This is a genomic window from Pseudomonas sp. Irchel s3h9 (assembly GCF_900187475.1).
In the GTDB taxonomy this organism is placed as follows: domain Bacteria; phylum Pseudomonadota; class Gammaproteobacteria; order Pseudomonadales; family Pseudomonadaceae; genus Aquipseudomonas; species Aquipseudomonas neuropathica.
In genome coordinates, this window is record NZ_FYDH01000010.1 from 209242 (window position 1) to 234106 (window position 24865).

At 60.2% G+C, this 24865-nt stretch carries 20 protein-coding genes; 9 read left to right on the top strand and 11 right to left on the bottom strand.

Features of this window, described 5'->3' with window-relative positions; genetic code table 11:
- Nucleotides 1-22 precede the first annotated feature (22 nt).
- Nucleotides 23-928, top strand: a complete 906-nt coding sequence (locus CKW26_RS18430) for a homocysteine S-methyltransferase family protein (protein ID WP_095049629.1) — start codon at nt 23-25, stop codon at nt 926-928.
- Between the two features lie 106 nt (nt 929-1034).
- Here the strand turns inward: CKW26_RS18430 and CKW26_RS18435 are convergent, their stop codons facing one another.
- The 3 genes from CKW26_RS18435 to CKW26_RS18445 are packed head-to-tail and all read right to left on the bottom strand — an operon-like array spanning nt 1035 to nt 2800.
- A complete protein-coding gene (locus CKW26_RS18435) occupies nt 1035-1706 on the bottom strand; it encodes a GNAT family N-acetyltransferase (protein WP_095049630.1) in 672 nt (223 codons plus the stop codon).
- 12 nt (nt 1707-1718) lie between these two features.
- Nucleotides 1719-2165 carry a GNAT family N-acetyltransferase gene (locus CKW26_RS18440; protein ID WP_095049631.1) on the bottom strand — a complete coding sequence of 149 codons (447 nt, stop codon included), beginning with the start codon at nt 2163-2165 and terminating at the stop codon, nt 1719-1721.
- 11 nt (nt 2166-2176) lie between these two features.
- Nucleotides 2177-2800, bottom strand: a complete 624-nt coding sequence (locus CKW26_RS18445) for an FMN-binding negative transcriptional regulator (RefSeq protein WP_093429613.1) — start codon at nt 2798-2800, stop codon at nt 2177-2179.
- Nucleotides 2801-2892: 92 nt separating this feature from the next.
- Between CKW26_RS18445 and CKW26_RS18450 the strand changes: the two genes are divergently transcribed.
- Nucleotides 2893-4446 carry a PLP-dependent aminotransferase family protein gene (locus tag CKW26_RS18450; protein WP_095049632.1) on the top strand — a complete coding sequence of 518 codons (1554 nt, stop codon included), beginning with the start codon at nt 2893-2895 and terminating at the stop codon, nt 4444-4446.
- Here the strand turns inward: CKW26_RS18450 and CKW26_RS18455 are convergent.
- The 6 genes from CKW26_RS18455 to aspA form a co-directional block, all read right to left on the bottom strand.
- The gene (locus CKW26_RS18455) at nt 4403-8998 is read right to left on the bottom strand and encodes a dermonecrotic toxin domain-containing protein (protein WP_095049633.1); all 4596 of its coding nucleotides are present in this window, start codon (nt 8996-8998) and stop codon (nt 4403-4405) included. The two genes, CKW26_RS18450 and CKW26_RS18455, sit on opposite strands and share 44 nt — an antisense overlap.
- Before the next feature lie 151 nt (nt 8999-9149).
- Entirely contained in the window at nt 9150-10175 is a 1026-nt protein-coding gene (locus tag CKW26_RS18460; protein ID WP_095049634.1) for a histone deacetylase family protein, read from the bottom strand.
- Nucleotides 10176-10298: 123 nt separating this feature from the next.
- Nucleotides 10299-11291: an AraC family transcriptional regulator gene (locus CKW26_RS18465; RefSeq protein ID WP_095049635.1), complete on the bottom strand. Its 993-nt coding sequence runs from the start codon at nt 11289-11291 to the stop codon at nt 10299-10301.
- A gap of 248 nt (nt 11292-11539) precedes the next feature.
- Nucleotides 11540-12544, bottom strand: a complete 1005-nt coding sequence (locus tag CKW26_RS18470; RefSeq protein WP_095049636.1) for an asparaginase — start codon at nt 12542-12544, stop codon at nt 11540-11542.
- Between the two features lie 171 nt (nt 12545-12715).
- Complete coding sequence (locus CKW26_RS18475) at nt 12716-14164, bottom strand: sodium:alanine symporter family protein (RefSeq protein ID WP_095049637.1); 1449 nt, start codon at nt 14162-14164, stop codon at nt 12716-12718.
- Nucleotides 14165-14695: 531 nt separating this feature from the next.
- Complete coding sequence (aspA, locus tag CKW26_RS18480; RefSeq protein WP_095049638.1) at nt 14696-16120, bottom strand: aspartate ammonia-lyase; 1425 nt, start codon at nt 16118-16120, stop codon at nt 14696-14698.
- Between the two features lie 180 nt (nt 16121-16300).
- Here aspA and CKW26_RS18485 point away from each other — a divergent pair, with 180 nt between their 5' ends.
- The 5 genes from CKW26_RS18485 (at nt 16301) to CKW26_RS18505 (ending at nt 20121) form a co-directional block, all read left to right on the top strand.
- Nucleotides 16301-17218, top strand: a complete 918-nt coding sequence (locus tag CKW26_RS18485; RefSeq protein WP_095049639.1) for a LysR substrate-binding domain-containing protein — start codon at nt 16301-16303, stop codon at nt 17216-17218.
- A 332-nt stretch (nt 17219-17550) separates the two neighbouring features.
- The gene (gene purE / locus CKW26_RS18490) at nt 17551-18042 is read left to right on the top strand and encodes a 5-(carboxyamino)imidazole ribonucleotide mutase (protein ID WP_007920220.1); all 492 of its coding nucleotides are present in this window, start codon (nt 17551-17553) and stop codon (nt 18040-18042) included.
- A gap of 10 nt (nt 18043-18052) precedes the next feature.
- Nucleotides 18053-19135: a 5-(carboxyamino)imidazole ribonucleotide synthase gene (locus CKW26_RS18495; RefSeq protein WP_007920221.1), complete on the top strand. Its 1083-nt coding sequence runs from the start codon at nt 18053-18055 to the stop codon at nt 19133-19135.
- Nucleotides 19136-19245: 110 nt separating this feature from the next.
- Nucleotides 19246-19491 (top strand): GlsB/YeaQ/YmgE family stress response membrane protein, encoded by a 246-nt coding sequence (locus CKW26_RS18500; RefSeq protein ID WP_007920223.1) that lies wholly within the window; start codon nt 19246-19248, stop codon nt 19489-19491.
- Between the two features lie 93 nt (nt 19492-19584).
- Nucleotides 19585-20121 carry a DUF3299 domain-containing protein gene (locus CKW26_RS18505; RefSeq protein WP_007920225.1) on the top strand — a complete coding sequence of 179 codons (537 nt, stop codon included), beginning with the start codon at nt 19585-19587 and terminating at the stop codon, nt 20119-20121.
- Nucleotides 20122-20247: 126 nt separating this feature from the next.
- Here the strand turns inward: CKW26_RS18505 and CKW26_RS18510 are convergent, their stop codons facing one another.
- Together CKW26_RS18510 and CKW26_RS18515 are read right to left on the bottom strand one after the other, a co-directional pair.
- A complete protein-coding gene (locus tag CKW26_RS18510) occupies nt 20248-21147 on the bottom strand; it encodes a D-hexose-6-phosphate mutarotase (RefSeq protein WP_095049640.1) in 900 nt (299 codons plus the stop codon).
- Between the two features lie 57 nt (nt 21148-21204).
- Nucleotides 21205-21609, bottom strand: coding sequence for an acyl-CoA thioesterase (locus CKW26_RS18515; protein ID WP_003229628.1), 405 nt, complete (start codon nt 21607-21609; stop codon nt 21205-21207).
- Between the two features lie 376 nt (nt 21610-21985).
- Between CKW26_RS18515 and CKW26_RS18520 the strand changes: the two genes are divergently transcribed.
- Both CKW26_RS18520 and CKW26_RS18525 read left to right on the top strand, forming a co-directional pair.
- Nucleotides 21986-23284 (top strand): MFS transporter, encoded by a 1299-nt coding sequence (locus CKW26_RS18520; protein ID WP_095049641.1) that lies wholly within the window; start codon nt 21986-21988, stop codon nt 23282-23284.
- Between the two features lie 240 nt (nt 23285-23524).
- Nucleotides 23525-24523, top strand: coding sequence for a phosphate ABC transporter substrate-binding protein PstS (locus CKW26_RS18525; RefSeq protein ID WP_038359380.1), 999 nt, complete (start codon nt 23525-23527; stop codon nt 24521-24523).
- Nucleotides 24524-24865: the final 342 nt, after the last annotated feature.

The window sequence follows — 24865 nt, forward strand, 5'->3', positions numbered from 1 at the left end:
TAAGCATATGAGTGAAAAGCATATGGGCGCAGGCAGCACGATTATTCTCGATGGCGGCATGGGCCGTGAGTTGCAGCGCGCCGGGGCGCCATTTCGTCAACCGGAGTGGTCAGCACTGGCGTTGAGCGAGGCGCCGCAAGCGGTTGAGGGGGTGCATGGCGCTTATATCGCCAGTGGCGCCAATGTGATTACCACCAACAGTTATGCCGTGGTGCCGTTCCATATTGGCGAAGAGCGCTTCGCCGCTGAAGGGCAGGCGCTGGCCGCGTTGGCCGGTGAGCTGGCGCGACGTGCGGTGCAGGCCTCGGGGAAATCCGTGCGAGTGGCTGGCTCATTGCCGCCGCTGTTTGGCTCCTATCGTCCGGATCTGTTCAACGCCGACCGAGTGACCGAGTTGCTGGCGCCCTTGGTCAATGGCTTGGCCCCGCACGTTGATCTGTGGCTGGCGGAAACCCAAAGCTCGATCATCGAGGCGCGTGCCATTCACGCCGGGTTGCCGAAGGATGGCAAACCGTTCTGGTTGTCGTTCACCTTGAAGGACGAAGACACCGATGAAGTGCCACGCCTGCGCTCTGGAGAGCCAGTCGCCGAGGCGGCTGCGGTGGCGGCTGAGTTGGGCGTCGAGACGTTGTTGTTCAATTGCAGTCAGCCGGAAGTGATCGGTGCCGCGATTGATGCCGCGCGTGACACCTTCGAGCGTTTGGGGGCGAAAATTCACATTGGTGCTTACGCCAATGCGTTTCCGCCGCAGCCAAAAGAAGCTACGGCCAATGACGGACTTGATCCGCTGCGCGATGACCTGGATCCGCCGGGTTACTTGCACTGGGCGATTGACTGGCAGCAGCGCGGTGCGAGCCATTTGGGCGGTTGCTGCGGGATCGGGCCAGAGCACATTGCGGTGCTGGCGCAAAAACTGGGCTTAAAATAGATCAAAAGATCGCAGCCTGCGGCATCTCCTACAGGGTGAACGTCAATCCCGTGTAGGAGCTGCCGAAGGCTCGGGCCGCGTTCGGACGATCTTTTGCTTTGACGATTTAACTACGGCATTCCACCAAGCCTTTCACCTGCCCGTCGGGCGTCTGATTTTCATCCGACAGCCACCGCTCGAAACCTGCCGCAATTGCCGGCCACTCTCCATCCAGAATCGAGTACCACGCAGTGTCGCGGTTCTGGCCCTTGACCACCATGTGCTGGCGGAACACGCCTTCGAAGCTGAAGCCCAGACGTTCGGCGGCGTATTTCGAGCGGGCGTTGCCGTTGTTGCATTTCCATTCGAGGCGGCGGTAGCCGAGTTCGAAGGAATATTTGGCCAACAGGTACACCGCCTCGGTGCTTCTCTGCGAGCGCTGCATCGGCGCGCCGAAGGTGACGTGGCCGATTTCGATACGGCCCTGGGCCGGGACAATCGACATCAGGCTGAGGATGCCTTGTACCTGACCGCTGGCGCGATCGACGACGCTGAAGAAATACGGGTCGCTGGCGGCCGCGTGGTTGTTCAGCCAAGCGTCGAAAACGCTGCGTTCCGGGAACGGGCCGTAGGGCAAATAATCCCACAGTTTCGGGTCGGCACCGGGGCCTTCAAGTGCGGCGAACAGCTGGTCACCGTGGCGCGCCGGGTCGAGTCTTTCCAGACGAATAAAACGCCCTTCAAGCAAGGTGGCGGTGGGGGCGGCGACGCCTTTCCAGTCAGCGAGTGAAGCGGTCATGCGTGCGTCTCCTTAAAGGGCTTGGCGAAACTGGATGAAGCCCGGGCGTTCGGCGATACGCTCGTAGAGCTGGATCGCGGTGGCGTTGGTTTCGTGGGTCAACCAATGAACCTTGCAGCAGCCGTCAGCCTTGGCGGTGGCGTAGACGTGTTCGATCAACCGGCGGCCGACGCCGGTGCCCCGGGTCTGCGGGACCACCAGCAAGTCCTGCAGGTAGCAGGAGTTTTCGATGCTCCAGTTCGAACGATGATAGATGTAATGCACCATGCCTACCGCTTTACCGCCAGCCCAGGCGAGGGCGGCGTGGGTCGATTCGTTCGGGTCGAGAAAACGCTGCCAGGTGCTGTGCGTCACAGCGTCCGGCAGTTCGGTGTTGTAGAAACGCAGGTAGGCCTGCCATAGCGGCAGCCAGGCGGCGTGGTCGTCGGCCCTGACCGGGCGAATGTCGATCTGACTCATGGGGGATTTCCTTAGCGCATCAATCGGGCGAGGGTTTGATCATTGATGTCCGGGCTGGCGGCCAGGCCTTCGCGCACGCCGGCAATGTCTTCGGCGCTGCGGTTCTGGCTGAGCTTGCGCTTGCCTTCGAGACGGTCAATGGGAATGGCGAAACCGACAATCGCCTTGAGCATGCCGTCGATGTAATCGGCGGGCGCGTCGGCGACTGACCACGGTTGGGCGCGGCCGGCCTCATGCCGGTCGGTGAGGGTGCTGACGATGTCGAGCAGGCGTCCGCCATCGCTGAAGGTTTCGGCGTGGCCATAAGCGTGCACGGCGATGTAGTTCCAGGTCGGCACGACTTTGCCGTGTTCAGCTTTGCTCGGGTAAAAGCCCGGGCTGACGTAGGCATCGGCGCCGGCGAAGATCAGCATGGCTTCGGCGCCGTCACGCAGGTCTTTCCACTGTGGGTTGGCGCGGGCCAGGTGCCCGTAGAGCGTGCCGTACTCGCCTTGTTCGCAATGCAGCAGTACCGGCACATGGCTGGCCTGCAAGCCACTTTCGCCATGACTCACCAGAATGGCGAGGCGGGTGGCGAGAATCAGTTCGTGCAGTTGGGACAACTCTTCGATGGCAAAGGCGCGTGGCGTGTACATGGGCAGATTTTCCTTGGCGAATGCCAGCATCCTAGGCAGGCTATTGGTCTGTTGTAAGAGCCATTGATGACCAATTTCATAGGTCCATTGCCATGCCCGATTCGCCGCTGTTATCCATGCCGTTCAACCCTGCCGGGATCGAGCTTGATCGCCGTCAGGGTTTGAGCCGTCAGCTGTATCAGGCTTTGCGCCTGCGCGTACTGGATGGACGGCTGGCGAGTGGCACGCGGTTGCCAGCCAGTCGCGATCTGGCGGCGGCGCTGGGGATTTCGCGTAACAGCGTTGTGCGCGCCTACGATCAACTCTATGCCGAGGGTTTTATTGAAGGGCGAGTGGGGGATGGAACCTACGTCGCACAATTGATGCCAGTAACGGCCTCGGCAAAAAAACTATCCACAAAAGTATCCACAGGGTTTTCAACAGGCTTACCCACAGCCTTATCCACAAATTGGCTGGATTTACCTGTGGTTTCATCCAGTAAAGTTATCCACAGCGGTGGTTTTTCGCGCATTGAAAACAACCATTTGTCCAAGCCACCGAGCGGTCCACCGCGAGCCTTTCGCGTCGGGGTTCCGGCGTTTGATCTGTTCCCATTCGAGGTGTGGGCCAAGCTGAATGCGGCTTTCTGGCGTAAACCGGATCTGGAGCAGTTGTGTTACGGCGACCCGTCAGGCGACGCGCGCCTGCGTGCAATGATCGCTGCCTATTTGCGTAGTTCGCGCGGCATGCAGTGCTCGCCTGAGCAAATTGTGATCACCAGCGGCGCACAGCAAGGCATTAGCCTTTGTGCACAGCTGCTGGTGGAGCCGGGCGATGGTGTGGCGATCGAGAATCCGGGCTACCGCGCGGCCGGTCATGCGTTCGCGGTGGCGGGCGCTCGTTTGCACGGGATTGCCGTGGACGAGGAGGGCATGGACTGCTCGGCGTTGTCGGCCACCGGGGATTGTCGTGTGGCGTATGTGACGCCCTCTCATCAGTACCCGACAGGCGTGGTGATGAGTCTTGCCCGGCGCCTCGAACTGCTCGCCTGGGCCGAGCGCAACCAAGGCTGGATCGTCGAGGACGACTACGATGGCGAATACCGCTACACCGGTGCGCCGCTGGCGCCGTTGGCGGCACTCGATCGACAGGGGCGAGTGCTGTATGTCGGCACTTTCGGCAAAGTTGCCTTTCCGGCATTGCGCCTCGGTTATCTGGTGCTGCCGCCGGCGCTGGTCGATGCCTTCTCGCAACGCCGCGCGGTGGATGTCCGCCATTCCGAGGTCAGTACCCAAGCGGTGATGGCCGAGTTCATGGCGGCCGGGCATTTCCAGCGGCATATCCGGCGCATGCGCCGCGCCGCCCTGAGCCGTCGCAATACCTTGCTCCACGGTTGGCCGACCGCCATTGCCGGTGTTGGAGATTTGCCCGCCGTTTCCGCCGGGCTGCACCTGACGGTGGCCGTAACAAGCATCGAGCGCGAGCAGCAGTTGATTGCGCAGGCAGCAGGCGTTGACGTGGAGATCAACGGCTTGAGCAGTTACTGGCTGCCGGACTCCACTACACCGCTGGACCAGCGCGCCGGGCTGGTCCTGGGCTTTGCCGCCGTCCCTGAACCTGACATTACAGCGGCACTGAAGCGCTTGCGGCAGGTTTGGCAGGCGTGAAGAACAGATGCTCGGCTGACTGTCGTGAAATCTCGCTGCGATGGATTTCGAGGAGCTGCGAACTGGTGGGATCGCTCGGCTCGTGGGAACCGCCGATGTGTCGTTGCGCGACTGTTTTCATATGACCGGCGGTGAACGAAGCGACGGGAGCGTCGACACTGCTGTAGTGGAAGTGTGCGTAACACAGCACCTTGCCGGTGTGGGCATCGCGTACTTCGTATTCGTCGAGAAAACCCCTTGAGTGGCCTTTGAGCCGGCGACGGGTAATGGTTTTGGAAATCGTCACTTCACCCTTGTCTTTGAGCCACTGCACCCCCGCCGCAGTCGGCGGTTGTTGTTTGATCAGTCCGATGCGAATGCTGGTGCCTTTTTCGTCAAGGGCGTTAGCGGCCTCGTCAAGCTTGTGGCTGATTTCTTCGGTCGGCTTTTTGAAGTCTGCGGTCAGATTACTGGCGGTCAATGCTTCATCAATCGCCGCATTGGCTTCGCGCAAGACAGCGGCATGCTTGTGGTATTCCTCCTCGACTTCGACAGGTATCCGCCGCCCTCGTTTGAGTTGAGCCTCGATACGTTGGTGGAATGCAGCCAGGCCGTCGATCAGCGCCTGGCCTGCACGGCTGCTGACACTCAGGGAAGGACGGGCCTTGGGTTGGCGGGTTTTTGCCGTGCGCTGTTCTACCCAGACACCGGGCGATTCTTCCTGGAATGTGGCGATGACACCCGTCAGGGTGGTTCGTACTTCCACCAGGTCGGATTTTTGCCCCTTGATGCGTTTTTTTCGATTGCCGACTACCGTGCCTCTGGATTGGGTTTTGATGATCTGGTGCGTTGATGATCTCGCCTTCGAAGGCCCCGGTGTCGGTCCCAGCAGGTGCTTGAAGTGCAGCAACTCGGCCAGTTTTACATCCGTGCGCGCCCTGAACCCGTTTACCCGTTTACGCACATGCTGCAGTCGCTCAGTGTTGATCTGTTCGGGATAGTCGATGAGCAGATCACCAAAGCGCTGATCGATAGCGGAAAACTGTTCGGCCACATTGCTCAGGACATCGATGCGTTCGCGCAGGTTGTCGAGGCTTTCATCCTCGGTCAGATTCAGGGTGCTCTGGATACTCAACGCGGCGTCTTCGATGAGACTGGCGAGTGCCTGATAGGCATTGGCGGCGTCCGCTGTCGTAACGGCCTTGATGCAAATCTCCTGGCCAAGACTGATCTGCAAAAGCTTGAGGTCGTTCAGATCATATTTCGGCAATGCCTTGCGATAGGTTGGAATAATTTTGACGGCATCTTTTCCCAACAACGTCAGTTCGTCAAAACGGCTATTGGCCAACTCTGTTTTTTCAATGATGGCCTGGGTCTGGAGGGTCATTCTTTCAAAGGTCTGAACAAACGCCTGCGCGATGAAACCGGCTTCATCGGCAAGCATTGTCTGCAGGGTCTTCAGGTCAGTCTGAAATACGGCGGAATGCAGGTCGAGCCATTCCTGCCCGAGAAACAGCTGCATTTGCAGTCGCTCAATCATGACGGTCCGGTAGTTCGGAATCGGCTCTTTCTGATTCAACGCCTTGATCTGTTCAATATTCGCGCCGTACGCCTTGAGCTGTGCGCCTAGCGTTGCCAGATAGTGCTCGCGTGCCGGTCCTCGTGCTTGCCCGACCGCATCGTTGAAGGCTTTGTGGTCAGCATCACGCTGAATCTGCTTGGCTTTCATCGTTGCGTCGAACGCACTGATTTCGGCAGTCAGTTGCCTGGCGTCCATTTTGCTCACGTCCTGAACGGCCTCAAGTGCGCTGTCAAGTCCGCCGCCTCGCAGGCGCAAGCGAAGGTCGACCACCCATTGGCCGTTGGCCGTGCGGGTCAGTTGCGGCCCGTTGCGCGGCGGTTGCTGGCGCGAGTCGATGATCTGCACCTCGGCGTGCTCATTGAGCATGACTTCGAACCAGCGCTGGCCTACGGGAGCGAACCACTGTTGTTGACGGGAATAAAGATGCCTGTGCGTGCCCTCGGTGGCGGCATCGCCGATGCCTTTGGGTTTGGCGATCTGAAAACTGTCGAGCAGCGCTGCGAGTGCGACCGGGGATCGTTTCAGCGCCGTGAAGGGGTTGACCACCATCTCATGCGCAATGGGCAGTGCAGTGCTGGAGACGTCCGGCAACTGCAACGGTTTGCTGACGACGAGTTCGGTGGTGACGGTGGCGGTGGGTTCTTCCTGCGGGATCGACTCGCTGAATGGCTTGTCGCCGACCGCTGCGCGATGGGCGAGCACCATGCCCAAGGCCAGGAGAATGTCGGTGAGGGCTGTCCAGGCAAGCTTGCCGGATTGCTCATTGGCCACGTCGCTGATCTCTTGCAGGTCGTCCATGATCTGCCAGATCCACGCTGCCGTGCCGACGCTGCGCCCGAGGAATGGCAAAGCCGCGTTGAACAGCATCCAGCCGCCGTGTTTGAGCGTTGCCCAGCGTGCTTCTGCATCAGAGACCGATTGCCGATCGGCCTGGGTGATGACAGCCTGCACGTTGCTGTTATGCAGGGTCGCCAGTACATCGTGTTCAATCGTTGCGGTCGCCAGCGCAACGGGGCCGGACATGTCGAGGGCGGTGAAGGGGTTCACCAGCAATTGCGGGATAGTCCAGACTGAAGGCAATCGGGCGGTGAAGACGAACTGGCTGTAGTTGAAGCGCACATCGTCCGGCAACCAGGCCAGGACCGATTCGCGCAGCTCCTGTGAGTGCTGGATCTCGTAAAACAGGTTGGCGTGTGAGGGAAATTGCATCAGTGCCGTTTCGAACAGCGGTCGATAAAGCAGGCACGGCCCTTTGTCCGCCTCGCGCGGGCCGATGACGAACATGTTGTTGACGATATCGGCCTGTGATCGACTGCGATGGGCCACGAACCCCAGCGGGCGAATGACGATTTCATCGCGATCGACATGACGCTCATCGCCGGTGTTTGCCAGCGCGGCAACCACATAGCGGTAACCCTGTTCAGTGATGCCGGTCTTGCCCTGTATTTTGTGCTGCAACGCCAGCAGCGGCAGTTCGATGGGCAACTGGCTGGCATAAAGTGCTTGCAGTGCCGACGCCTGCTCATTGTTGTCAATCAGCAGGTTTTGCAGGTACGCGGGGTAGGTCTGGCCGATATCGACGCTGCTGACCAGTTGTTGCAGGTAGCTTGCGGTCATCCACTCAGGCAACACGCCGCCATCCTTGTAACGTGCGGTTTTGTTGCCGGCTGGCTGCCCCGCGAGGTTCTGCAGCGCGAGTTCAATGAGCGACAGCGTCTTGGTCTGCGTGTTACCCGGCAAGACAAATGTGCCCCAGACCACCAGGCTGGTGATGCTGATCTCGATGTCATCGATCCTCACCTCGCCGGCTTGCGGATGATCCTTGGCTATCTGTTGTTTCAGGGCATCACGGGTGAACGCTTGCAGGCTGATGACTTCGCTTTGAAATGATTTTCCCTTGTTCGTGTGCTGCACCATCGTCAGATCCAGCAGATGCCGGCTGTAACGGGTTTGATCGGCGGGAGAGGCGCTGTCGAGCCATTCTGGCAGCATCGGACGCAGGCGAGCGATATGAGGTTTGAGGCGTGGTGTCGGCTCTCGCGGATTGCCGACAGTCCCGGTGTGCGGATATAGCTCGCTGGAACTCGAACCCTGAAAATAATTGATCGCGCCCAGCGCCTCGGCTTCCAGGGCGACCAGTGTGCAGGCTTGATAGTCGAAGAAATGGCCCTGTGGTTCGACCAGTCGCCATTTCAACCCGGCACCGGAGGCACCTTGCCAATAACGACGCGGCAGGGCTTCGCCGAGTTTTTCCAGCGATTGAAAACTCTCGAAGCCCTGCAGCACCGAGTGGGTCATGATCAACGTGCGCTTGTCGTCGGTGCCGATCAGTACCGCGGTATCGAGCAGGGTCACATGCTTCTGCTCGTCACCCTCGCCGCGGTCAAGATCAATCAGGCAGGCGCGGGTCTTGTATTTGTCGGTGGGCAGTCGCTGGTGTTTGTCCGGGTATTTATAAAGCGCTTCGGCCATGGCGCGCTGGTCGGCATCCCAGCCAGGGTTCGCGTCGACCTTCCACAAATTGCGCAGGGCCTGTGACATCTGCTGCCAGCGCGGCTGCCCTGGGTAGGTGAAATCATCCCAGTAATTGACCTGGTGTTCCTTGTAGGCGATGAACAGCAACGGTGCCAGCTCATTGAGCAGCTTACCGATCGCGCTGATTTTCACCGGCAGCTGGATGGCGGACGGCAGGTCGGGCTGCAAGGTCAGATAATGCTCACCGTCGAGATACGCCACAGTCGTGCCGGAGAGGCCCAGGCGTACCAGGGTGTCGGTCAGCGATTCGATCAGGTGGCGACCCGGGACGACCCGATCATCTTCAATGACCCAGGTCGGTCTTACGACCATGGCCAACTGCGGGTCGAGATCGAGGTCGGGATACAGCGTCCTGAGCGCGGGGCGCAGCGTTTTCGACGCAACTTCTCGCAGTGAAGGGCCGGTCACCAGTTGAGTCACGACATCGACGGCGCTGGGCGAGGGGATTTCGGGCATGGGCAACTCCTGCTCTGATGGGCGCGCCCAAGGGCGGCGGTTCCGGGCAAGGTAGCGGCGAGCGGCGGCGCACGTGCGGTACATACATATTGCGGGCAAAAAAAGACCCGCCTGGGCGGGTCTGGTGTGTACGGTTGCGACGGGAATCTGGTTATCGTTCGAAGCCTTCCAGTACGTTCACCGCGTTGATGCCGATTTCCTCCACAGCGTAACCGCCCTCCATGACGAACAATGTCGGTTTGCCGAGTGCAGCAATGCGCTTGCCCATCGCCAGATAATCGGGGCTGTCGAGTTTGAACTGCGAAATCGGGTCATCCTTGAAGGTGTCGACGCCGAGCGATACGACAATGACGTCGGCGCCGTAGCGATCGATCTCGTCGCAGGCCTGATCCAGCGCCGCACTCCACACGTCCCAGCCGGAGCCTGCGGGCAGCGGGTAGTTGAAGTTGAAGCCTTCACCGGCACCTTCGCCACGCTCATCGTCGTAGCCGAGGAAAAACGGAAATTCTGCTTCCGGGTGGCCGTGGATCGAGGTGAACAGCACGTCGCTGCGCGCGTAGAAAATCGATTGCGTGCCGTTGCCGTGGTGATAGTCGACGTCGAGGATCGCGACCTTCTTGTGGCCCTGATCGAGGAACGCCTGCGCGGCGATCGCAGCGTTATTGAGGTAGCAATAACCCCCCATCAAGTCGCTGGCAGCGTGGTGTCCCGGTGGCCGGCACAACGCGAAGGCAGCGCGCGCGCCACGCTGGATTTCTGCTTGCGCGGTCAGGGCAACTTGCGCCGCGCTGTACGCCGCTTGCCAGGTGCCGGCGGTGATCGGTGCGCCGCCATCGAAGCTGTAATAGCCGAGCTGGCCGTGCAGGCTGGTCGGTTTGATTGCACGCAGAGTGCGCGCCGGCCAGGTGTAGGGCAGCAGATCGCCGTCGGTATTGAATTCAGTCCAGCGCGGCCACGCGCCTTTGAAAAAGTCGAGGTAGTCACGGCTGTGGATGCGGGCGATCGGCTCCAGACCGAAATCCTTCGGCGCCTCGACCGGGCCGAGGTTCTGGTTTTTAACGCGCTGCAGCACATGGTCGGCGCGCGACGGCATCTCGAAGCACGGCTTCAGTTGGCCATCGATGAGTTCGCAGCGGCCATGGTGCAGGTGGTGATCGTCCGAGTAGATCGTCAGCATTTGTTGTTCTCCGCAGGGCTGATTCGGTTGCTCCCAGTGTTGCGGCGCGAGGTGAATCGGAAAACGGCAGGAAAGGCCAAAAGGGGATGGATATGGCCAAAAAAACTGACCGCAATTCGCCCCTCAGGCCCGGAATTGGCTCGGCGCCACGCCGCTCCAGCGCACGAAGGCGTGACGAAAGCTCGCAGTCTCACTGAAGCCAAGGGTCTCGGCGATGCGGTAGATCGGCAACTGATCCTCACACAACATCTGCTTGGCTCGCTCGAAGCGCAGTTCATCGAGCAATTCCTGATAGCTGCAGCCCATGTCCTTGAGATGCCGGCGCAGAGTGCGTGGCGAGCACTTCATCTGTTGCGCCAGGCCTTCCAGCCCCGGCGCGGCGTTCAGTTGGGCGCTGAGCAACTGGCGGATGCGCCCGAGCCACGCTTGGCGTCCGGTGAACTCAAGGTTCTGCTTGCGGCAGCGTTCAGCCATGGCTTGATGGGTGATGACATCGGCCAGCGGCAGCGGTTGATCGAGCCAGTGACGGTCGAAGGCGAAGGCGTTGTCCTTGGCGGCGAAGTGCAGCGAGCTGTCGAAGTGCTCGGTATAACTGTCGCGATAATCCGGTGCGGCGTGTTCGAAGCGCGTGGCGAGCAAGGGCAGCGGATGCCCGAGCAGGTCATCACAAATGACTTTCAGCGACACCAGGCAGAACTCGGCATTGAACACCGCCATCGCCGGACTCTCGCGATAATCGGCCGCGACGAACCAGACGCGTTCGCCATCGTCTTCCAGACTCAATTCGAAAAGTGTTCCCAACAGCGCCGGATAGCGAATCGCCAGACGTAAAGCGTCACCGAAGGTGGCACAGGTCAGCAAGGCATAGCCAAGGATGCCGTAGCAGGAAACGTGCATGCGCCGGCCCAGCTCCAGGCCGATGTCGTGCTTAAGCGCGACTGCATTGGCGCAGACCTGCATCTCCTGATTGGTGGTGATGCGCGTGTCGGCCCGGCTGAGATCCGCCGCACTGATGCCGCTGCCGGCCAGCAACGCTTCGCTCGACAGGCCTTCGGCTTTGAAGGTGTTGAGGATTAGCGAGACGGCGTTGAGGGTGGTGAGGTGGGAGTGCAGCATAAGATCTTCCAGCCTGAGGATGGCTGGAACGCAGCAAATTGCATGCCGCAGCAGCCCCTCACCCCAACCCTCTCCCAAAGGTAGAGGGGGCCGATTGGGGGATATTGGCGAGATGCACCGAGGTGATACATCTCTGCCGAATCCACAATCGACGCGATTTATCAGGTCGACGGACAGCGAAAAACAACTCGGTCAGTTCCCTCTCCCTTCGGGAGAGGGCTAGGGTGAGGGCCGATCCTGAGTCGTGCTCAGAGCAGCTCACCACACAGATCCAGTTCGATCAGCCGACGCACTTCTTGAGTTTCCAGCCCCGCACCGAGCACCCCATGCAACTTGCCGAACGCCGCCTCACGAGTCATGCCACCACCGGACAACACGCCTACACCGCGCAATCGACTGCCAGCCTCGTAAACATCCAACTCAACGCCGCCTTCATGGCATTGCGTGACCGCCACAACGACTACGCCGTTATCCCGCGCACGGCCAAGGCTTGCCAGAAACTCAGGGTTGTCGCTCGGCCCTGTACCGCTGCCGTAGCACTCCAGCACCAGACCCTGAATGCCGCTGGCGAGCAGACCATCAAGGACTTCGGCGCTGATGCCGGGGAACAGTGGCAGCACGGCAACCTTGGCCAGTTGCTTCGGTTGGTTGTAGTTCAACGACGCTGGAATCGAAGGCGCTTTCACGCCGCCGCCCTGACGCTCAAGTCGTTTGAACGGATGACGGCCGAAGCTGCGCACCTTCGCGCAACGGGTTGGCGCCAGTAGCTCACCGTGGAAGTACAGATGCACACCGGGCGCCAGGCCTTGGCCGAGGGCGACCAGTGCGCCGCCGAGGTTTTCCCAGGCATCGCTGTCGGTAACACCGGCCGGCAGCATGGAGCCGGTGAAACACACGCGAGCATTCAGCCCCAGTAACTGGAAGCTCATCGCCGCCGCACTGTAAGCCAGGGTGTCGGTGCCGTGCAGGATCAGCACGCTGTCGCAACCTTGCACATCCACGGCATCGACCACCGCTTCACGCAGTTGCTGCCAATAGGCCGGGGTCATGTTGGCGCTGTCGATCAGCGGCGACATTTCCCGGAAGCGCCACTGCGGCACAACGAGCTCAGGCTGACTGTGCAGGTAGTCGCGCATCCGCGCTTCGAAACCGGACGCCGGGGCCAGGCCATTGGCGCTGGCCTGCATGCCGATGGTGCCACCGGTGTAGAGCACCATGACGTGTTGGGCGGCGGGGTAGGAATTGGCAATCATCTGAGGGTCTCCACAAGAGATGACATTGTAGGAGTGAGCCTGCTCGCGATAGCGGTTCATCATTCAACATTGATGTTGGCTGAAAGACAGCTATCGCGAGCAGGCTCACTCCTACAAGTTATTGCATCACAATAACTGACGGGCGCAGAGGATGCGCCCGTCATTCACCTGTCAGCGTTGCGCTGCAGGTACGCCTTGCGGCTCGGCTTCGGTCTTGTCGGCAGCGGCAGACGGGTTGGTCGGCCAGGCCTTCAGGTCGAGATCCAGATCGGTAAATTTGCTGGAGTCGAACACGGGCTGTTTAACGCCGGCACGGCGCTGCTCGTCGTAGTCGCGCATTACGCGCATGCCGACCTTGAACAGCATGGCCAAGGCCACCAGGTTGACGAAGGCCAGACAGGTCATGGTGATGTCGGCGAAGGCGAACACGGTCGACAGGTCCTGCATCGAACCCCATACCACCAGCGCCAGCACCAGGCCGCGGAAAATCATCAGCGCGGCGCGGTTGCGGGTGAGGAACTGCAGGCTGTTTTCGCCCAGGTAGTAGTTGTAGAGGATGCAAGTGAAGACGAACAGCGACAGCGCGACGCTGACGAACATGCGACCCCAGTCACCGACCACAGCGGCCAGCGAGTTCTGGGTCAGGACGATGCCGTCACCTTCGAAGCCCGGGGTGTAGAAGCCCGACAGCAGAATCAGCAGCGCGGTGCAGGTGCAAATCACGAAGGTGTCGAGGAACACGCTGAAGGCCTGAACCACGCCCTGGGCGCCCGGGTGCTTCACGGCAGCCACAGCGGCGACGTTCGGCGCACTGCCCAGGCCCGCTTCGTTGGCGAACACGCCACGCTTCACGCCCATGACAATGGCGCTGCCGAGCAGGCCACCAAAGGCCGGGTCGAGGCCGAAGGCGCTCTTGAAGATGGTTTCCAGCATGGCTGGTACGTGTTCGATCTGGGTACCGATCACGTACAGGGTCACGCCGATATAGGCCAGGGTCTTGATCGGTACGAGCAGGTCGGACACCGAGGCAATGCGCTTGATGCCGCCGATGAAGGTGATGGCGAGCAACACTGCCAGGACGATACCGGTGTGTTGTGGGTTGAATTCAAAGGCGTTCTGCAGCGAGTGAGTCACGGTGTAGGACTGCAGGCCAATGAAGGCAAAGCCGTAGGTGACCAGCAGCAGGACCGAGAACACCACCGCCATGCCTTTGAGTTTCAGGCCGTGCTGGATGTAGTAAGCCGGACCGCCACGGTACAGGCCGTCGCCATCGGCGCGCTTGTAGACTTGGGCCAGGGTGCATTCGAAGAAGCTGCTGGACATGCCGACCAGTGCGGTCACCCACATCCAGAAGACCGCACCTGGACCACCCAGGGTCACGGCGATGCCGACACCGGCGATGTTGCCTGCACCGACACGGCCGGCAAGGCTGAGCATCAGGGCCTGGAACGAGCTGAGTTGCCCGGCGCTGCCTTTGAGGCTGTCGCGGAACACCGCGAACATGTGGAAGAAGTGCCGCAATTGAACGAAACGCGAGCGAATCGTGAAGTAGCTACCGAGCCCGACAATGAGCACGATCAGTACTTTCCCTGAGAGGAAGTCGTTGATGACTTCGAGCATGGATTTTTCCTCGCTGTTTTTTGTGTGAGCAAATGCTGGATGGTAGAAATATCGTGTTACACCGGTGTGCGCGCGGCACGACAGGTGAGGCGATGGTTTCGTCCCGGATCCATTTCGCGGGTTTGTTATTAGTTCGGGTTTCGCATGGGTTATGGCCTCGTTACCGACGACCGCTCACGCGAAGAGGGGCGGCACTATACCGATCAGTGACGCGCCCGTCTGCACGGTAGTGGTGCAAGCGACGAAACGAGGCTTTGAAACACCCGGCGTTACCGGCGCCGGGCTTGTGCAGGAACTGTTCTGTGTGGGAGCGAGCCGGCTCGCGAAAGCGGTATTGCAGACACATTGCTTTTGAATGTGCCGCCGTCTTCGCGAGCAGGCTCGCTCCCACATTGTTCAGTCCCCAGACATACGGGTCTCAGGGTCAGAAAGTTAAAAAAAAGGGCTTGGGGACAAATCCCCAAGCCCTCAAAAGGTGAGAGGTGTCTAGTCCCTCGACCTGGTGAGCGGTGCTACAAATTACGCGTCGGCTCAGGCTTTAAGCGGAACCAGACGCGGAGCAATCATGTTTTCCGGGCGCAGGATGTCGGCGAGCATGGCTTCGTCGAGCAGACCTTCTTCGCGCACCAGTTCCAGTACGCCGCGGCCGCTTTCAAGCGCGAGGCCGGCGATACGGGTGGCGTTTTTGTAGCCGATGTACGGGTTCAGTGCGGTGACCAGACCGATCGAGTGCTCGACCAGTTCGCGGCAGCGCGCTTCGTTGGCGGTGATGCCGACGATGCAGTGCTCGCGCAGCATGTCCATGGCGCGTTGCAGCAGACGGATCGAGTCGAAGATCTTGAAGGCGATCAGCGGCTCCATCACGTTCAGCTGCAGTTGGCCGCCTTCGGCTGCCATGGTCAGCGCCAGGTCGTTACCGATGACTTGGAACGCCACCTGGTTAACGGCTTCCGGGATCACCGGGTTGACCTTGCCGGGCATGATCGAGCTGCCTGGCTGACGCGCTGGCAGGTTGATTTCGTTGATGCCGGTGCGTGGGCCGCTGGACAGCAGGCGCAGATCGTTGCAGATCTTCGACAGCTTGACTGCGGTGCGCTTGAGCATGCCGGAGAACAGCACGAAGGCGCCCATGTCGGAAGTCGCTTCGATCAGGTCGGCCGCCGGCACTACCGGTTGACCGCTGATCAGGGCCAGACGCTGTACCGCCAGCGCTTGATAACGCGGGTCGGCGTTGATGCCGGTACCGATCGCGGTGCCGCCCAGGTTCACTTCAGTCAGCAGTTCCGGGGCCAGCGACTTCAGACGCGCCAGGTCTTCGCCCATGGTGGTGGCGAACGCGCGGAATTCCTGGCCGAGGGTCATCGGCACGGCGTCTTGCAGCTGGGTACGGCCCATTTTCAGGACGTGATCGAATTCTTTGCCCTTGGCCGCGAACGCCTGAATCAGGCTGTCGAGGCTGGCCAGCAGGGTGTCGTGACCGAGCAGCAGACCCAGGCGGATCGCCGTTGGGTAGGCGTCGTTGGTCGACTGCGCCATGTTGACGTCGTCGTTCGGGTGCAGGTACTGGTACTCGCCTTTCTGGTGACCCATTGCTTCGAGCGCAATGTTGGCGATCACTTCGTTGGCGTTCATGTTGGTGGAAGTACCGGCGCCACCTTGAATCATGTCGACCACGAACTCTTCGTGGAAATCACCGCGGATCAATCGGGCACAGGCTTCGCTGATGGCAGCGTGCTTGGCTTCGCTCAGGTGACCCAACTCGCGGTTGGCGTCAGCGGCGGCCTGTTTGACCATCGCCAGGCCGACAACCAGTTTCGGGTAATGCGAAATCGGAACGCCGGAGAGACGGAAGTTGTTCACCGCTCGCAGGGTCTGGATGCCGTAATACGCTTGAGCCGGTACTTCGAGGGCGCCAAGCAGGTCGTTTTCTGTGCGGAAAGATGCAGCGGAGGACATGATAGAAATCATCTCGATATGGACCCGGTCTGTGCCGGAACGCTGCGAATGCTAGGCTTGTGGGAAATTTTGGGCCAATGCTGTTCAGCACTGCCCTATGCACATTCGGCATAATGCCCGTGTGACGCCGCGTGCGCGGCAGACGTGTGACCTGTTTTGGTGCGTGTCCTGGAGGACGTGATGAATCTGGAAAGCAAATGGCTCGAGGACTTCAGTGCTCTGGCCGCCACCCGCAGCTTTTCGCAGGCGGCCGAACGGCGCTTCGTTACCCAGCCGGCGTTCAGCCGACGGATTCGCAGTCTGGAGGCTGCGCTGGGGCTGACCTTGGTCAATCGCTCGCGTACGCCGGTTGAACTGACGGCGGCGGGGCAGTTGTTTCTGGTGACCGCGCGCACCGTGGTCGAACAGCTCGGTGAAGTGCTGCGCCATCTGCATCATCTGGAAGGCGGGCAGGGCGAAGTGATGCAGGTCGCTGCCGCTCACTCCTTGGCGCTGGGTTTCTTCCCGCGCTGGATCGCACAGCTGCGTAATGAAGGGTTGAACATCGCCACCCGATTGGTTGCAACCAACGTCGGCGATGCGGTGCATGCGTTGCGCGAAGGTGGCTGTGATTTGATGCTGGCGTTCTACGATCCGGATGCGGCAATGCAGATGGACCCGGAGATTTTCCCTTCATTGCACTTGGGCCAGACGGAAATGCTCCCTGTGTGTGCGGCGGATGCCGAGGGCAAGCCGTTGTTCGATCTGGAAGGAGATGCGAGCGTGCCGTTGCTGGCGTATAGCGCCGGTGCGTTTCTCGGACGTTCGGTGAATGGTTTGCTGCGTCAGCGTCAGCTGCGTTTCACCACTATTTACGAAACCGCTATGGCCGACAGCCTGAAAAGCATGGCGCTAGAGGGGTTGGGCATCGCCTGGGTGCCGCAGCTGAGTGTGCGCGCCGAACTGGCTCGCGGCGAACTGGTGGTTTGCGGCGGCCCGCAATGGCATGTGCCGCTGGAAATTCGCCTGTATCGCTGCGCACTGGTGCGCAAAGCCAACGTGCGCCTGCTTTGGCGAAAACTAGAAGGCGGCGCCGCACAAGGTACGACCGTAACCTGAGGTTGATGAAAAACCCTGTGGGAGCTGGCTTGCCAGCGATGGCGGTGGGTCAGACACCGACTCTGTTTGCTGATGCGACGCCATCGCTGGCAAGCCAGCTCCCACAGGGATCGTGGGATGTCTATGCTCTGACCTTCAGGTCAATAAAACCGGGCCTTTCGCTCATTTGACAGATGGTCGTTTCGGGGGCTGTTTATTGCTTTCTTTGCGGTATACTGCGCGGCCTTCGGCCGGCACGTCCGGCCATTTTTCGTACAATCAAGCCACGCAACCTGCGTGGCTTGTTGTTTTATGACGCGCCTGCGGGCGCTCCAGAGAGAAGAGGCGCGACGATGAGTGCACTGGTTGGCGTGATCATGGGCTCCAAGTCCGATTGGTCCACCCTTAGCCACACCGCCGATATGCTGGAAAAGCTCGGCATCCCGTACGAGGTCAAAGTGGTCTCTGCCCACCGCACCCCGGATCTGCTGTTCCAGTACGCCGAAGAGGCTGAAAGCCGCGGCATCGAGGTGATCATCGCCGGAGCCGGTGGCGCGGCCCACCTGCCAGGCATGTGTGCGGCCAAGACCCACCTGCCGGTGCTGGGCGTGCCGGTGCAGTCGGCCATGCTCTCGGGCGTCGACTCGCTGCTGTCGATCGTGCAGATGCCAGCGGGCATTCCGGTCGCCACCCTGGCCATCGGCAAGGCCGGCGCGATCAACGCTGCCCTGCTCTCGGCGAGCATCCTCGGCGCCAAGCATCCACAGTTCCACGCGGTGCTGAAAACCTTCCGTGCCGAGCAGACAGACAGCGTCCTGGACAATCCAGACCCACGTATTGCCTGAGGTTGTTGAGATGAAGATCGGTGTAATCGGTGGCGGCCAGTTGGGTCGCATGTTGGCCCTGGCGGGCACCCCGCTGGGCATGAACTTCGCTTTCCTCGACCCTGCGCCGGACGCCTGTGCGGCCGCGCTGGGCGAACACCTGCGGGCCGATTACGGCGATCAGGATCATCTGCGCCAATTGGCCGATGAAGTCGATCTGGTGACCTTCGAATTCGAAAGCGTCCCGGCCGAAACCGTGGCATTCCTCTCGCAATTCGTCCCGGTCTACCCGAGCGCCGAAGCCCTGCGCATCGCTCGCGACCGCTGGTTCGAAAAGAGCATGTTCAAGGACCTGGGCATCCCGACTCCGGCCTTCGCCGACATTCAATCGCAAGCCGATCTGGACGCCGCCGTCGCTTCGATCGGCCTGCCGGCCGTACTGAAAACCCGTACCCTGGGTTACGACGGCAAGGGTCAGAAAGTCCTGCGCAAACCGGAAGACGTGGTCGGCACCTTTGCCGAGCTGGGCAGCGTGTCCTGCCTGCTGGAAGGCTTCGTGCCGTTCACCGGTGAAGTCTCGCTGATCGCCGTGCGTGCCCGCGATGGTGAAACGAAGTTCTATCCGCTGGTGCACAACACCCACGACAGCGGCATCCTCAAGCTGTCGGTGGCCAGTACCGATCACCCATTGCAGGCGCTGGCCGAAGACTACTCGAGCCGCGTGCTCAAGCAACTCGACTACGTCGGCGTCATGGCGTTCGAGTTCTTTGAAGTCGACGGTGGCCTCAAGGCCAACGAAATCGCCCCGCGCGTGCACAACTCCGGGCACTGGACCACTGAAGGCGCCGAGTGCAGTCAGTTCGAAAACCATCTGCGCGCCGTTGCCGGCCTGCCGCTGGGTTCGACGGCCAAAGTCGGCGAGAGCGCGATGCTTAACTTCATCGGTGTTGTACCGCCGGTTGAGAAAGTCATCGCTATCGAAGACTGCCATCTGCATCACTACGGCAAGGCCTTCAAGGCCGGGCGCAAGGTCGGTCACGCCAATCTGCGTTGCGCCGACATGGCTACGCTGCAGGCGCAGATCGTCAAGGTCGAAGCGCTGATCGCCGAGTAACGACAGTTTCATTTGGCAGCGGCGGAACCATTCAGGGGCCGCCGTTCTCTGATTGCAGGATGCCAAAGTCTGACTAGGCTTCGCATATCTACTATTCAGAGGGAAATGCCATGGGAATTATCGGAACCATCTTTATCGGCTTGATCGTCGGCCTGCTGGCGCGGTTCCTGAAACCGGGCGATGACAGCATGGGCTGGATCATGACCATCCTGCTCGGTATCGGCGGTTCGCTGGCAGCCACCTACGGCGGCCAGGCTCTGGGCATCTATCACGCAGGCGAGGGCGCAGGTTTCATCGGCGCACTGGTCGGCGCTATCGTGTTGCTGGTGATCTACGGCCTGATCAAAAAGAACTGATCCAAAGCGACAAAGCCCTCTCTGCCAAAGTGGCCGGGAGGGCTAGAATGCTCGGCGATTTACTGTTCTTTCCTTTCTATACCGAGCACCTTCATGCGCCGTCTTCTGTTGACTCTCCTTTTCCTGGGCAGCGGTTTGGCCCACGCCGGCGAACTGCCGGAAACCGACTGGCTCGAATTGATGCCCAAGTCGGACCAAAAGGCCCTCGAGGCCATGCCTGAAATCGACCACAACTCCCCGGAAGCCACCGGCACCTTCACTGAGAAGGGCGGGATGAAGCAGGCCAAAGGTCTGCCGGCGGTGATGTATTCGACCAAAACCGTGGCGTCGATGAATGACAAGCACATCCGCATCGGTGGTTACCCGGTGCCGCTGGAATCCGACGCCAAGGGTCGCAGCACGCTGTTCTTCCTCGTGCCGTATCCGGGCGCATGTATCCACGTGCCGCCACCGCCGCCGAATCAACTGGTGCTGGTGCGTTATCCGAAAGGCTTGAAGCTGGATGATATCTACACACCGCTGTGGGTGACCGGCACGCTGAAGGTCGAGAAGGTCAGCAATGATCTGGCCGATGCGGCGTATGCGCTGGAAGCCGACAAGGTGCGGGTGGTGCAGGAATCTGATCTCTAACAATCACCACGAAGCAACTGTGGGAGCGAGCCTGCTCGCGAAAGCGGTGTATCAGACATTTGAATGTTGACTGATACAACGCCTTCGCGAGCAGGCTCGCTCCCACATTTTGTATTGCGGTGCTGGTTAGAGCGGTTTGCTGGCGACGCTGACGCCCATGGTATGGCTCGCCCCCGGCGCCAGCGTGACGATGTCATCCATCACATTCGCCGTCTCAATGCACAGCATGCGCTGCCAGCCATCGTTATCCATGTCGGCCAGCGCGGCGGCGCGGTCGATCCACGGGTTCCAGATCACCGCCGTGCGTGAGCCGGTAGCCGTCAGCACAATGCGTCGTTCCCAGGCCAGGTCGATGATGCTCAGTTGTGGTGGAGCATCGAGATAGATGCGGTCGGTTTCACCGGCAAAATGCAGGTCGCCTTGCTGACTGTGGGTTTTCCAGTCGTCCAGCGTCTCGATGTAATTCAAACCATCCACGCCATCGACATGCACATTGCGCACGTCACTGACCGCGAAGTAAGTGTGCAGCGCCTGGCTCAGGCTGACGCTGTCACTGCCACGGTTATGGCTGGTCAGGCTGAAACTCAGTTGCTCGGACAAATGCAGGGTCAGGGTCAGATCGACCTGATGCGGCCAGCCCGGCAGGCCACCTTCGGGGTAAGGCAGCTTGAATTCGACCTTGACGCCGTCAGCCTCTGATTCGATGCCGCCCAACTCCCAATCCATCGCCCGCACCAGACCGTGCGCGGGTGCCGGTTGCTCACCGGTATACATGGCCTGCACGCTCTGCGGGTTGCGCTCGAACTTGCCGAACCACGGCCAGCACACCGGTACACCGGCGCGGATACTTTTGCCGGTCTTGAACTCGGCCTTGTCGTTGAGCCAGATGATCGGCGGCTGGCCATCGATCTGATAACTGAGGATGTGCGCGCCTTGCTGGGCCACCAGCACTTCGGCCTGACCGTGGCGGATGCGCCAGCAGTTCAGTTCATCCAGTTTCACGGCTTCAACGTTGGGCGTGTTCATGGGACAGCTCTCGATCAGTAACAAGGACAACTATCGACCGTAAAACGGCCACGATGTTTAACGCGCGCGTGGTGGAACCGAGCGAGTGCGGCCGCTGCCGTCGATGGCGACGAAGACGAAGACCGCTTCGGTGACTTTACGCCACTCGCTGGACAACGGGTCGTCGCTCCACACTTCGACCATCATCTGGATCGAGCTGCGGCCGATTTCCAGGGTCTGGGTATAAAAGGACAATTGCGCGCCGACAGCCACAGGCACAAGGAACGCCATGCGGTCGATGGCGACGGTGGCGACGCGTCCGCCAGCGACACGGCTGGCCATTGCGGTGCCGGCCAAATCCATCTGTGCTACCAGCCAACCGCCGAAAATATCGCCAAAGCCGTTGGTTTCGCGAGGGAGTGCGGTGATTTGCAGGGCCAGGTCGCCTTGCGGGATTGGATCTTCTTGTTCGAGCTCTATCATGCCGGGGGTGCCTCTGACCCGTGACTCTTCGTTGGTATTGCTGGTGGTAGCCGTCTTCGGGAAAAACGATTCAGCACCGAACATACTACGTTCGTCACGTTTTCCATCAGGCGCCTAAGGAGAAACTCTGCGAAACCGGCTAATCCCGAGCAAAGGCCGGGCCAACGACGTTTTCGCACAGCAACCCCCTACAAACCGGAGCAGGTTGCGAGTATATCGGTCGGTAGACTCCACGACGACCATCCGGTTCTGATTTTGACCGTCAAATACGCACCTCTATGTGCTTTTTCGAACAATTTGCTATGGTGCCGAACCTGCCCAAGCCACCGCCAGCGTTGTTGTGGCGGCAGATCCGACTATAAGAGAAGCCCTTGCCATGACCACAGCGCCTTCGAGCCTCGCGCAGCCCGAGCAACCCGCACGACCGTTGACCCGCAATGACTACAAGACTCTATCGCTGTCCGCCCTTGGCGGCGCGCTGGAATTCTACGATTTCATCATCTTCGTCTTCTTCGCCACTGTGGTCGGCAAGCTGTTCTTCCCCGCCGACATGCCCGAGTGGCTGCGCCTGATGCAGACCTTCGGCATTTTCGCCGCCGGCTATCTGGCGCGACCGCTGGGCGGCATCGTCATGGCGCACTTCGGCGACCTGCTGGGGCGCAAGAAGATGTTCACCCTGAGCATTTTCATGATGGCCGTGCCGACCCTGATCATGGGTCTGCTGCCAACCTACGCGCAGATCGGCCTGTGGGCGCCAATCCTTCTTCTATTGATGCGGGTGATTCAAGGCGCGGCAATTGGCGGTGAAGTGCCGGGCGCGTGGGTCTTCGTTTCCGAACACGTACCGCAAAAGCACATGGGTTACGCCTGTGGCACCCTCACCAGCGGCCTGACCGCCGGCATTTTGCTCGGCTCGCTGGTCGCCACCGCGATCAACAGCATTTATACGCCTGTCGAGGTTGCCGATTACGCGTGGCGGATCCCGTTCCTGCTCGGTGGCGTGTTCGGCCTGTTCTCGGTCTACCTGCGTCGCTGGCTGCACGAAACCCCGGTGTTCGCCGAACTGCAATTGCGCAAGGCGCTGGCCGAAGAAGTACCGCTGCGCGCGGTGCTGCGTGATCATCGCGGCGCGATTGCGATTTCAATGCTGCTGACCTGGTTGCTGTCGGCCGGCATCGTTGTGGTGATCCTGATGACCCCGACCGTGCTGCAAACGGTCTATCACTTCACGCCGACCGAGTCGTTGCAATCGAACAGTCTGGCGATTGTGTTCCTGAGCATCGGCTGCATCATTTCCGGTGCACTGGCGGATCGCTTTGGTGCCGGTCGCGTGTTTGTGTTTGGCTGCCTGGGCTTGCTGATCAGCTCGTGGACCTTCTATCACAGCCTTGCCGATCACCCGAACTGGTTGTTCCCGCTGTACGCGTTGACCGGTTTTCTGGTCGGCACCATCGGTGCGGTGCCATATGTGATGGTTAAAGCGTTTCCACCAGTGGTGCGTTTCAGCGGATTGTCGTTCTCGTACAACGTGGCTTATGCGATTTTCGGTGGGTTGACGCCGATGGTGGTGAGTCTGCTGCTGAAAGAAAGCGCGATGGGCCCGGCCTACTACGTGGCAGTGCTGTGTGCGATGGGGATTCTGGTGGGGGCGTGGCTCTGGAAGAAGGGGCGCTGATTTTCTCTCCCGCCTGATCGTTCCCACGCTCCGCGTGGGAATGCATCCTGTGACGCTCCGCGTCACCTCTCAAATGCGGACGCAGAGCGTCCATGGCGGCGTTCCCACGCAGAGCGTGGGAACGATCTGTCGCGACATGCTGGCCTTTCATCCAATTGTCATATTTCAGCCATAGAGTGTTCACACGGCCTGCTGATACTTGGCCCCGACTTAACACACCCTATCTGCTAGGAGTAAGGCATGAAACTGAAGCGTTTGATGGCGGCAATGACTTTTGTCGCTGCTGGCGTTGCGACTGCCAACGCGTTCGCCGCTGTTGACCCTGCTATCCCGAGCTACACCAAGACCACTGGTGTGTCGGGCAACCTGTCCAGCGTCGGCTCCGATACCCTGGCCAACCTCATGACCCTGTGGGCTGAGAACTACAAAAAAGAATACCCGAACGTAAACATCCAGATTCAGGCCGCTGGCTCCGCCACTGCGCCACCTGCGCTGACTGAAGGCACCTCCAACCTCGGCCCGATGAGCCGCAAGATGAAGGACACCGAACTGGCGGCCTTCGAGCAGAAGTACGGCTACAAGCCAACCGCTATCCCGGTTGCCGTGGACGCCCTGGCTGTGTTCGTGCACAAGGACAACCCGATCCAGCACCTGACCATGGAACAGGTTGATGCGATCTTCTCGTCCACCCGTCTGTGCGGCGCCAAAGCCGACGTGAAAACCTGGGGTGACCTGGGCGTGACCGGCGACCTGGCCAACAAGCCAGTACAACTGTTCGGTCGTAACTCGGTATCCGGCACCTATGGCTACTTCAAAGAAGAAGCCCTGTGCAAAGGCGACTACAAACCAAACGTCAACGAACAACCAGGTTCGGCGTCGGTGGTGCAGTCGATCAGCTCCTCGCTGAACGGCATCGGTTACTCGGGTATCGGTTACAAGACCGCCAGCGTGAAAACCGTGCCATTGGCCAAGAAAGGCAGCACTGACTTCATCGAAGACACCGAAGAAAACGCCCTGAACGGCAAGTACCCGCTGTCGCGTTTCCTCTACGTTTACGTCAACAAAGCCCCGAACAAGCCTCTGGCTCCGCTGGAAGCTGAGTTCGTGAAGCTGGTGCTGTCGAAACAGGGCCAGGAAGTTGTGGTGAAAGACGGTTACATCCCGTTGCCAGCCAAGGTTGCTGCAAAAGCACTGGCTGACCTGGGTCTGCAGGAAGGCGGCGCTGTCGCAAAGAAGTAACAAATTGAGTCCAGGGTGAACCCCACCGGACTCAGGTAAAAGGCCGGACCTGCGCGCAGGCCGGCCTTTTCCACACCTCAAATTTTTGATCCTCTGCCAGTCCCGCTGGCGGTGGATTTGCTGCGTCACTGCATTGTCATCTTTCTGTCATACAGGATCGCTAGGGTGAGCGCATGAATGATCTGGCCAATTCCCAAATGACTACTAATCCTCCCAAGCGCATTGACTTCAATACGCCTGAGCTGCAACGCAAGCGCCGCATTCGTGCGCTCAAGGATCGCTTCACCCGCTGGTACGTCCTCGTTGGCGGTCTCGCGGTGCTGGCAGCCATTACCCTGATCT